Below are 9342 nucleotides of genomic sequence, written 5' to 3' on the forward strand. Positions count from 1 at the left end.
AGCCACCCCATGATGAGGTGGCTACTGCAGGTATCGTCTTGCTTTCTTTTATTATGCGGTTTTGGTGCGGATCAGATAGTCAAACGCGCTCAGGGACGCTTTCGCACCTTCGCCAGTGGCGATGATGATCTGCTTGTACGGCACGGTGGTGCAGTCGCCTGCGGCAAACACGCCCTTCACGCTGGTCTCGCATTTCGCATCGATGATGATCTCGCCCATGCGGTTGCGCTCAATCGCGCCTTCAAGCCAGGTGGTGTTTGGCAGCAGGCCAATTTGTACGAAGATACCCGAAAGCTGAACGCTATGAACGTCGCCGCTTACGCGGTCACGGTATTCCAGCCCGGTCACTTTGCTGCCGTCGCCCTTCACTTCCGTGGTTTGCGCGTTCAGGACGATATCAACGTTTTTCAGGCTGCGAACTTTATCCTGCAGAACCTGGTCGGCCTTCATCTCTGGCGCGAACTCCAGCAGCGTCACGTGCTCAACGATCCCCGCCAGGTCGATAGCCGCTTCCACGCCGGAGTTACCGCCGCCGATTACCGCCACGCGTTTACCTTTGAACAGCGGGCCGTCGCAGTGTGGGCAGTAGGTCACGCCTTTGGTGCGATACTGATCTTCACCCGGCACGTTCATGTTGCGCCATTTCGCGCCGGTGGCAACGATCACGCTGCGCGCTTTCAGCACCGCGCCGGACGCGGTTTCAATCTGATGTAATCCACCCTCAACCGCTGCCGGAACCAGCTTGCTGGCGCTCTGGCTGTCGATCACGTCCACGTCGTAGTCGCTGACGTGCGCTTTAAGCGCCCCCGCCAGCTTCTGGCCTTCGGTTTTCGGCATGGAAATGTAGTTTTCGATGTCTACGGTATCCAGCACCTGGCCGCCAAAGCGTTCGCCCATCAGGCCGGTACGGATCCCTTTACGCGCAGAGTACACCGCCGCCGCCGCACCCGCCGGGCCGGAGCCGACAATCAGTACGTCGTACGCATCGCGCTGGTTCAGCGCTTCCGCCGCGCGTTTTTCCGCGCCGGTATCCACTTTGGCAACAATTTCGGTCAGGGTCATACGCCCCTGCCCAAATTCCTGACCGTTCAGATACACCGCCGGAACGCCCATTACGTTGCGCTCGGTGATTTCGTTCTGGAACGTACCGCCGTCAATCGCCGTGTGTTTGATGCGAGGGTTCAGAACCGACATCAGGTTCAGCGCCTGCACAACGTCCGGGCAGTTGTGGCAGGAGAGCGAGTAATAGGTTTCAAACTCAAAATCACCGTCGATATCGCGGATCTGCTCCAGCAGCGCCTGCGCTTCTTTAGACGGATGACCGCCGGTCCACAGCAGCGCCAGCACCAGCGAGGTAAATTCATGTCCCAGCGGAGAGCCGGCAAAGCGCGGCCCCTGGTCAGAGCCTGGGTTAGCGATCAGGAAAGAAGGCTTACGGACGGCAAGCGTATTATCTTCTTTAAAGGTCACCTTCGGTGACAGTTCAGCGATCTCTGCCAGCAGTTCCTTGATCTCTGCCGATTTCGCGCTGTCGTCCAGCGTGGCAATCAGCTCAACAGGTTTGGTCAGTTTCTCAAGGTAAGCCTTGAGCTGGGTTTTCATCGTAGTGTCGAGCATGGTTCTTCCCTCTCTTAAGACGTCATCATGCAAGCTGCCTTATAGGGGCGGCCTGAATGCAACTTGCATCATGGTGCTGGAATGAAATGGGCGCGGGAGCGCCCATAACTGAAACAACTTCCAAAGTATTTCGCGTCAGAGCAAGGCGGCTAGCCTGAGAATCCCCGGGAGCTTACTGAAGTAAGTGACCGGGGTGAGCAGGCGACGCCAACGCAGCTATGGCGTGAAAGACGACGGAAATTTAGATCTTGCCGACCAGGTCCAGGGATGGCGCCAGGGTCGCTTCGCCTTCTTTCCATTTCGCCGGGCACACTTCACCTGGGTGAGAAGCCACGTACTGAGCCGCTTTCACTTTACGCAGCAGGTCAGAAGCATCACGGCCGATACCTTCAGCGGTAACTTCGATAGCCTGAATAATGCCCTGCGGGTCAACCACGAAGGTTGCACGGTCGGCCAGGCCTTCATCTTCACGCATGTTGTCGAAGTTACGGGTCAGGGCGCCAGTCGGGTCGCCGATCATCGCGTATTTAATTTTCGCGATGGTTTCAGAGCTGCTGTGCCACGCTTTGTGGGTGAAGTGGGTATCGGTAGAGACAGAGTAAACGTCGACGCCCAGCTTCTGCAGTTCTTCGTAGTGGTCTGCCACGTCACCCAGTTCAGTCGGGCAAACAAAGGTGAAGTCAGCAGGATAGAAGAAGAACACGCTCCAGCGGCCTTCGGTATCTTTCTCGGTGACTTCAATGAATTCACCGTTTTTGAACGCCTGGTTTTTGAAAGGTTTAATTTTGGTATTAATCAAAGACATCTGTACTTCCTCCGTGTTTTCGTTGAGATGTAAGGTAACCAACTTTCTTCATCGGGGCTAATGCGTATGCTTTATCAAATCAATCAGCCAAACCTAACAACATCAACAAGACAGTAAGGTGAACCTTTTAAAGGAAACGCCAAAAGTAAAAAGGCCGCCTCGACGGGCGGCCCTGATACCTGAATTCCCCGCAGGTACATTCAGTACCAGCCGAAGCTGGCGTTGCGTTGCGCTCTACAACCCTTAATATCAAGGCGGTAACAGCGGTTTGATTACACCACCCGTGCAGAGATTGAGCAATCCATAACAGAGGCATTTCTGCCTATGGCTGTGATAGGCAGTATCGAACATCATTTCGGGGCGTTATAAATTTCTTTTTATGATAAAAATACCTCGATATATAAATGACAATTGTCATTTAAGCTCTTCACCTCACTTTCTAAGATAAAATTATCTTAATCATCTTTGAAGCGCTATTTTAATAATCTGACGCCGTGATATATTAAGGTGAGTTTAATTTAAAATTAAGAGAGTTAACCGAAAGGATTGTAAATGGTTAACTTCAAACTATAGTTATCAGTGATGTGATAACCACAGCAAACACGACATCATCAGGACGAAAAATGGCAAACCTCTACGATCTTAAAAAATTCGACCTCAACCTGTTGGTCATTTTTGAGTGCATTTATCAACATCTGAGTATCAGTAAAGCCGCTGAGACACTCTATATTACACCTTCTGCGGTAAGCCAGTCGCTGCAGCGTTTACGCGGACAGCTCAACGATCCGCTGTTTATTCGTTCAGGTAAGGGGATCACGCCGACTACGGTCGGGGTCAATCTGCACCATCATCTTGAGCAAAACCTGAATCAGCTTGAGCAGACCATCAATATCATGCACAGCAGCGGGTTAAAGAAGAACTTTATCATTTACTGCCCGCAGTTTATGAGCACCAAAACGATGCTTGCCCCTATGAAGCTGCTGATGGATAAGTACAATTACTCCATTGAATTACATGATGTTTTTCTTGCGCCTGACTCTGCTGAAGATCTCTTAGCCTACCGCAAGGCTGACCTGGTATTTTCTTTTGCCTCCTCTAACAGCCGTTCTGTCGCCAGCACGCTGTATTACCAGCTTCCCTTTGTCCTTGTTTGTCGTGAGGGCCATCCCCGCCTGAGCGGAAATCCGACCCGTGAAGAGGTCCTCAATGAAGGTTTTACCGCCTACCTGAGCGATGAGAACAGCGTCAAAGACTATCAGGAAAAAGCCGAAAACATTTTAACCGAAAGGAATGTTGTCTATCGTAGTGATTCCTTTATTTCTCTGTTATCGATGATCAGTTCATCGGACCTCATCGGATTAGCGCCAACCCCGGCCTTTGAGCAATATGGCCAGGCACTCAACCTGCGCAAAGTAGAAACTGATATTCAATTCCCCAGCATTGATATTTACATGATGTATAATCGTTCCGCACTGAATAGCTCAGCATTCGCGAGTTTTATTGAAGAAATAACGTTCCCATGAATAACTATCGTGGTTCTCGCTGAGAATGCCGAGCCACGATATTACTGAAACATACACCCTCGTTATAGAAACAATCGGCATTAACTTTATACATTTATTTATTATTTGACTGATATAATTCTCACCTTAGTATTGACACTTAAGCCCGGCATTAATTACTCAGGATGAGAATGCACATGTCAATTTATAAGTACCCCCTGCACCAGGATGTTCTTAGTGCGACTCAGGAACGAATAAAATGGACTCTCGAGAATTTACCCAGAACCTGTGTCTCTTTTTCTGGCGGTAAAGACTCCACCGTCATGCTGCATCTGGTTGCCCTTCGGGCGCGACAGATGAAAACAAAAATAGATGTGCTGTTTATCGACTGGGAAGCGCAATTTTCTTATACCATCGCCCACGTTGAACATATGCGCGAATTGTACAGCGATGTCATTGACCATTTCTGGTGGGTGGCCCTCCCCCTGACAACGCAAAATTCCCTGTCGCAATTTCAGCCAGAGTGGCAATGCTGGGAACCGGGCACCCGGTGGGTTCGCCAGCCTCCTGAAGATGCAGTAACCGATCCCGCCTTTTTTCCTTTCTACCAGCCAGGCATGACGTTTGAAGTCTTTGTTCGCAGTTTCTCCGACTGGTATTCACGCAACCGCCCGGCGGCCGTACTGATTGGTATTCGTGCCGATGAATCCTACAACCGCTTTCTGGCTATCGCTTCAGCACGAAAGCAGCGGTTTGCCGACGATAAACCCTGGACGACCATCGCGCCGGGGGGGCATGCCTGGTATATCTACCCTCTCTACGACTGGAAAACCGCCGATATCTGGACCTGGTTCGCCAAATCGGGGAGTTGCTATAACCCACTCTATGACCTGATGTTTCAGGCCGGCGTGCCGCCACGCTACATGCGCATCTGCGAACCCTTTGGCCCGGAACAGCGTCAGGGGTTATGGCTCTACCACGTTGTAGAACCCGAACGCTGGGCAATGATGTGCGAGCGCGTCAGCGGCGTACGCAGCGGAGGAATTTACGCAGGGCATGACAACCATTTTTACGGTCACCGCAAAATACTCAAACCGGACCATCTCTGCTGGCGCGAATACGCCATGCTGCTTATCAACAGCATGCCGCAAAATACGGCTGAGCATTACCGCAATAAAATCGCCGTTTATCTGCACTGGTATCAGAAGAGAGGCATGGAGGATATCCCCGATACCCAGGAAGGCGATATCGGCGCCAAAGACATTCCCTCGTGGCGCCGTATTTGTAAGGTTTTACTGAATAACGACTACTGGTGCAGAGCACTGTCATTCAGCCCAAATAAACCCAAACATTATCAGCGCTACAGCGACAGGGTGAAGGCTAAACGCAAGGAGTGGGGCATTTTATGCGACAAAGAATAATCAACGATATCGAAACATATCTTCAGTCTCTTCCCGAAGAGGATCGAATAAACGCCATTAATGCCTTTCGCCAGGCACTACACAAAAATAGCCCGTTTTACGATCAGCCTGTCGACTGCGTACTGTGGATCAAACAGGACGCTATTACCGCCAACAATTACAATCCCAATAATGTGGCCCCGCCGGAAAAACGGTTGCTCAGCAAATCCCTGGAACTTGATGGATTCACCCAGCCAATTGTTGTGACCGAAAGCGAACCGCAACATTACGAAATTGTGGATGGATTTCATCGGCATGAAATTGGCAAAAACCGGGCGGCATTGAAGCACCAGCTTAAGGGATACCTCCCCGTCACCTGCCTACGCCAGGACCGACAGGATAAACATAACCGTATGGCCGCAACCATTCGGCACAACCGGGCGCGGGGTCGACACCAGATTAACGCAATGTCGGAGATCGTTCGCGAACTGGTGCAGCTTGGCTGGAATGACGAGAAAATAAGCAAGGAGCTGGGAATGGACAGCGATGAAGTCTTGCGCCTCAAGCAAATCAACGGCCTGCTGGAGCTGTTTGCAGACCGCCGTTACTCAGAAGCCTGGACGGTGAAATAATCAGAGCGTGTTCAGACGCTCCGCCGCGGCCAGCAGCGTCGATTCCTGCTTCGCAAAGCAGAGACGGATCAGCTTGTGCGGGAAGGGATCGGCGCAGAACACCGACAGCGGAATGGCAGCCACGCCGACCTCTTTCGTCAGCCACTGGCAGAAACTGACGTCGTCCAAATCGGAAATGGCGCTGTAATCGGCCAGCAGGAAGTAGGTTCCTTCAGACGGCAAAATTTCCAGGCGGCTTTGGCCCAGCGCCGTCACAAACAGATCCCGGCGTGCACGGTAAAAATCCGGCAGGTCGCGATAGTGCTGTGGTTCAGCGCGCAGCATATCCGCCAGCGCCAGCTGAGCCGGAGTATTAACGGCAAACGTCAGGTACTGGTGCACCTTGCGCAGCTCAGCGCTGATGGCGGCGGGTGCCACGCAGTACCCCACCTTCCAGCCGGTCATATGATAAGTTTTACCGAATGACGAGACGGCTACGGCGCGTTCACGAAGCTGCGGATGAGCCAGCACGCTGGCGTGCCCTTCTTTCGCGAAACAGATGTGCTCATACACCTCGTCGCTCAGGACATAGATTTCACGTTCGGCGATGGCCTGCCACAGCGCGGCAAAATCGGCCTTTTGCCACACCGTCGCCGACGGGTTGTGCGGCGTATTCAGAATAACCAGACGGGTTTTGTCACTCAGCAGCGCCGTGAACGCCTGCCAGTCCGGACGGAAATGCGGCGGCTGCAGCGCCACGCGTTTCACCGCGCCGCCGGAAAGTTCAACCGCAGGCGCATAGCTGTCATAGCTCGGGTCAAAGCAAATCACCTCATCGCCCGCACGCACCAGCGCGGTAATGGCCGCATACAGCGCTTCGGTCGCCCCTGCCGTCACCGTGATCTCGCTGTTCGCATCGGGCTTATGGCCGTACAACTCCGCCGTTTTATCCGCAATGGCCTCCCGCAGCGCCTGCACGCCGGTCATCGGCGCATACTGGTTCGCCCCCTGCGCAACGTGGTACGCCAGGCGCTCCTGCAAATAGCCTGGCCCGTCAAAATCCGGGAACCCTTGCGAGAGGTTAATGGCGTTGTGCTGCTGCGCCAGGGCGCTCATCTGCGTAAAGATGGTGGTACCGAGACCGGGAAGTTTACTCTTCGGGATCAATGCGTTATTGCTCATTTTGTTGTGCCTGCTTGTAATACTTATGTTGCTGCCACTATAACACGATGTTAGTCTTTGGCAATCAAGACGCTTAGACGTCTATACCCTAAATAATTCGAGTTGCAGGAAGGCGGCAAGGGAATGAATCCCCGGGAGCGTACAAAAGTACGTGACTGGGGTGAGTGAGTGCAGCCAACGCACCTGCAACTTGAAGTATGACGGGTATAAACCATATGAATATTCCTGACCGAGAGGGTAAAAGGAAATGACAGACAACCTGCAACTCACGCATCTGGTCGACGCCTGCCGCTGGATCGGCGCCAAAGGCTGGGCCCCCGCCACCGGCGGCAATATGTCGGTGCGTCAGAACGAACATCTGTGCTGGCTCAGCGAATCCGGCAAGGACAAAGGCAGCCTGACGACGGAAGATTTTTTGCAGGTTGAAATCGCCACCAACCGCGCGCCGTCCGGTCGAAAACCGTCGGCGGAAACCGGACTGCACACTCTCATCTATCGCCTGTTCCCGCAGGCCAACGCCGTTCTGCACGTTCATACCGTTAACGCCACGGTGCTGTCGCGTCTGGTCAAAGATACCGAGCTGAACATCAGCGGTTTCGAGATGCAAAAGTCCCTCTCCGGGCAGACCACGCATCTGGATACGGTGGCTATCCCGGTCTTTGATAACGACCAGGATATTGACGCCCTCGCCTCGCGAATCGCCCATTACGCACAGAAACGCCCGCTTAATTATGGTTTTCTTCTGCGCGGCCATGGCTTAACCTGCTGGGGACGCGACGTGGCCGAAGCCCGGCGTCATCTGGAAGGACTAGAATTCTTATTTGAATGCGAAATGCGTTTACGACAACTGGAGAGAGTATGATTCGCGCGATTGTGACGGATATTGAAGGGACCACCAGCGATATCCGTTTTGTCCATGATGTTTTGTTCCCCTACGCGCGTGAGCGGCTGGCGGCCTTCGTGACCGCGCAGCAGTACGCCGAGCCGGTCAAATCCATTCTGGACAACCTGCGTGATGAAATCGGTAACCCGCACGCCAGCGTCAGCGAGCTTATCGAGGCCCTTTTTGCCTTTATGGATGAAGACCGCAAATCGACGGCGCTGAAAGCGCTGCAGGGGATCGTCTGGCACGACGGCTACGTGAACGGCGACTTTACCGGCCACCTCTACCCGGACGTGCTGCCCGCGCTGGAAAAGTGGAAAGCGCAGGGGATTGATCTCTATGTATATTCCTCTGGCTCCGTCGCCGCGCAGAAACTGTTATTTGGCTACAGCGACGAAGGTGATATTACTCATCTGTTCAGCGGCTATTTTGATACACACATCGGTGCCAAGCGCGAGGTGCAGTCTTATCAAAACATTGCGGCGCAAACGGGCATCGCCCCGTCGCAGATCTTGTTCCTGTCTGATATCCATCAGGAGCTGGACGCGGCTGAACAGGCAGGTTTTCGCACCCTGCAGCTGATTCGCGGCGATGATGACGGCGCAAGCCATCACCATCAGGTCCACCAGTTTGACGAGATTAATCCGGAGCAGATCCCTTCATGAGCGCATTGACCATTTATTCCGACAAAGACGCCAGTCAACACCAGTGGCACAGTACCGACGCCGCCGAGATCGCCCAGCAGCTCAACGCTAAAGGCGTACGTTTTGAACGCTGGGACGCGGATCGTGATTTAGGGCAGGATCCCGCGCCCGAGGCCGTGATCGCCGCGTATCAGCACGCCATCGACAAGCTGGTGGCGGAGAAAGGCTATCAGAGCTGGGACGTAATCAGCCTGCGCGCCGACAATCCGCAGAAAGAGGCGCTGCGCGCGAAGTTCCTGAATGAACACACCCACGGCGAAGACGAAGTGCGCTTCTTCGTGGAAGGCGCGGGGCTGTTCTGCCTGCACATTGGCGATGAGGTGTATCAGGTGCTGTGCGAGAAAAACGACCTGATTTCCGTGCCCGCGGGCACGCCGCACTGGTTTGATATGGGCTCAGAGCCGAACTTTACCGCCATTCGTATTTTCGATAACCCGGAAGGGTGGGTTGCCCAGTTTACGGGTGATGCAATCGCGGATGCATATCCAAAGCTGGCATAGGTAAAAGCAAAACGGCAGCTATAGCTGTAATGCCGATCAGTTAAGGATCGGTTGACCGATCCAGTGGCTGTGTAAGAATCCGGAAATGCTCACCCGTTTCCGGATTTTTTTATGCACATTGGACAGGCTCTTGATCTG

General features: G+C 53.3%; 9 protein-coding genes. 6 read left to right on the forward strand and 3 right to left on the reverse strand.

Features of this window, described 5'->3' with window-relative positions; translation table 11 throughout:
• Positions 1–51 precede the first annotated feature (51 nt).
• Together ahpF and ahpC are read right to left on the reverse strand one after the other, a co-directional pair.
• Positions 52–1617: an alkyl hydroperoxide reductase subunit F gene (gene ahpF / locus URZ40_RS10230; RefSeq protein WP_320720499.1), complete on the reverse strand. Its 1566-nt coding sequence runs from the start codon at positions 1615–1617 to the stop codon at positions 52–54.
• A gap of 241 nt (positions 1618–1858) precedes the next feature.
• Positions 1859–2422 carry an alkyl hydroperoxide reductase subunit C gene (ahpC, locus tag URZ40_RS10235; protein WP_014882974.1) on the reverse strand — a complete coding sequence of 188 codons (564 nt, stop codon included), beginning with the start codon at positions 2420–2422 and terminating at the stop codon, positions 1859–1861.
• A gap of 623 nt (positions 2423–3045) precedes the next feature.
• On the opposite strand from ahpC, the gene citR reads away from it, so the two are divergent.
• From citR to URZ40_RS10250, 3 genes are all read left to right on the forward strand, one after another.
• Positions 3046–3945 (forward strand): DNA-binding transcriptional repressor CitR, encoded by a 900-nt coding sequence (citR, locus tag URZ40_RS10240; protein ID WP_316380502.1) that lies wholly within the window; start codon positions 3046–3048, stop codon positions 3943–3945.
• Positions 3946–4121: 176 nt separating this feature from the next.
• Complete coding sequence (locus URZ40_RS10245; protein WP_316380503.1) at positions 4122–5345, forward strand: phosphoadenosine phosphosulfate reductase; 1224 nt, start codon at positions 4122–4124, stop codon at positions 5343–5345.
• Positions 5330–5956, forward strand: coding sequence for a ParB/RepB/Spo0J family partition protein (locus URZ40_RS10250; RefSeq protein ID WP_316380504.1), 627 nt, complete (start codon positions 5330–5332; stop codon positions 5954–5956). Before URZ40_RS10245 ends, URZ40_RS10250 begins: the two co-directional genes overlap by 16 nt.
• Here URZ40_RS10250 and URZ40_RS10255 read toward each other — a convergent pair whose 3' ends face one another.
• Positions 5957–7117: a pyridoxal phosphate-dependent aminotransferase gene (locus URZ40_RS10255; RefSeq protein WP_320720500.1), complete on the reverse strand. Its 1161-nt coding sequence runs from the start codon at positions 7115–7117 to the stop codon at positions 5957–5959. It abuts the gene before it with no gap.
• Positions 7118–7364: 247 nt separating this feature from the next.
• Between URZ40_RS10255 and URZ40_RS10260 the strand changes: the two genes are divergently transcribed.
• Genes URZ40_RS10260 through URZ40_RS10270 form a run of 3 tightly spaced genes read left to right on the forward strand, consistent with a single transcriptional unit; the run spans position 7365 to position 9204 of the window.
• Entirely contained in the window at positions 7365–7979 is a 615-nt protein-coding gene (locus URZ40_RS10260) for a methylthioribulose 1-phosphate dehydratase (RefSeq protein WP_320720501.1), read from the forward strand.
• A complete protein-coding gene (gene mtnC, locus URZ40_RS10265) occupies positions 7976–8665 on the forward strand; it encodes an acireductone synthase (RefSeq protein ID WP_320720502.1) in 690 nt (229 codons plus the stop codon). The genes URZ40_RS10260 and mtnC overlap by 4 nt, the downstream gene beginning before the upstream one ends.
• Positions 8662–9204 carry an acireductone dioxygenase gene (locus URZ40_RS10270; protein WP_320720503.1) on the forward strand — a complete coding sequence of 181 codons (543 nt, stop codon included), beginning with the start codon at positions 8662–8664 and terminating at the stop codon, positions 9202–9204. The genes mtnC and URZ40_RS10270 overlap by 4 nt, the downstream gene beginning before the upstream one ends.
• The last annotated feature ends 138 nt before the right edge of the window (positions 9205–9342 follow it).

Source organism: Enterobacter sp. 296B2 (assembly GCF_034106185.1).
GTDB lineage: Bacteria > Pseudomonadota > Gammaproteobacteria > Enterobacterales > Enterobacteriaceae > Enterobacter > Enterobacter cloacae_N.

Coding starts and splice junctions, on each gene's coding strand:
- ahpF (WP_320720499.1), bottom strand. CDS start 1,617: ATGCTCGACACTACGATGAAAACCCAGCTCAAGGCTTACCTTGAGAAA.
- ahpC (WP_014882974.1), bottom strand. CDS start 2,422: ATGTCTTTGATTAATACCAAAATTAAACCTTTCAAAAACCAGGCGTTC.
- citR (WP_316380502.1), top strand. CDS start 3,046: ATGGCAAACCTCTACGATCTTAAAAAATTCGACCTCAACCTGTTGGTC.
- URZ40_RS10245 (WP_316380503.1), top strand. CDS start 4,122: ATGTCAATTTATAAGTACCCCCTGCACCAGGATGTTCTTAGTGCGACT.
- URZ40_RS10250 (WP_316380504.1), top strand. CDS start 5,330: ATGCGACAAAGAATAATCAACGATATCGAAACATATCTTCAGTCTCTT.
- URZ40_RS10255 (WP_320720500.1), bottom strand. CDS start 7,117: ATGAGCAATAACGCATTGATCCCGAAGAGTAAACTTCCCGGTCTCGGT.
- URZ40_RS10260 (WP_320720501.1), top strand. CDS start 7,365: ATGACAGACAACCTGCAACTCACGCATCTGGTCGACGCCTGCCGCTGG.
- mtnC (WP_320720502.1), top strand. CDS start 7,976: ATGATTCGCGCGATTGTGACGGATATTGAAGGGACCACCAGCGATATC.
- URZ40_RS10270 (WP_320720503.1), top strand. CDS start 8,662: ATGAGCGCATTGACCATTTATTCCGACAAAGACGCCAGTCAACACCAG.